The organism is Bacillus sp. AFS040349 (genome assembly GCF_002577655.1).
GTDB lineage: Bacteria > Bacillota > Bacilli > Bacillales > Bacillaceae > Metabacillus.
The window spans coordinates 1-532 of record NZ_NUMC01000127.1 but is presented as its reverse complement, the minus strand read 5'-3'; the positions used below and the strand labels follow the sequence as shown (position 1 = coordinate 532).

Annotated in this window: 1 protein-coding gene; it reads left to right on the top strand. The window is 36.8% G+C overall.

From position 1 onward, the window contains the following. Positions 1–86 precede the first annotated feature (86 nt). On the top strand, positions 87–532 hold a 446-nt coding region (locus COD11_RS22110), incomplete at its 3' end, for an IS110 family transposase (RefSeq protein ID WP_141549733.1).

Genomic DNA, 532 nt, shown 5'->3' with positions numbered 1-532 from the left:
GATCCCGTTTAACAAGCGAACCTATGACAGTACAAGCAGCTCTAGGGACAACCGACTAATCTTAAATTCTAAGGAGGAGATGATTGATGAATCCAGTAATAGGTCTGGATGTTTCGAAAGGAGAAAGTCAGGTACAAGCATTCTTGGATAAGGGACAACCTTTTCGTAAAAGCTTTAGTGTAAAACATACAGTGGATGGTTTCGAGGGTCTATTAGTATTCTTAAAAGAGGTTGAAAAAGTAGCTGCTGGTAAACAACCTTCGGTTATCTTAGAATCGACAGGACATTATCAATCTCCAGTCATTCAATTTTTGGAGGAACATCAATATATTTATATTATTGTGAATCCCCTAATCTCTTATCGAGCAAGGAGTGCAAGTTTAAGAAAGGTTAAAACAGACGCTGTCGATGCCTATCTTTTATGTGAATTATTCTATAAAGAAGAAATTGAACCGTATAAGAAAAGAGGTATCCAACTCTTAAACCTTCGTAATCTTACAAGGCAACAAGAGACCATTTCAAGTATCTCTTC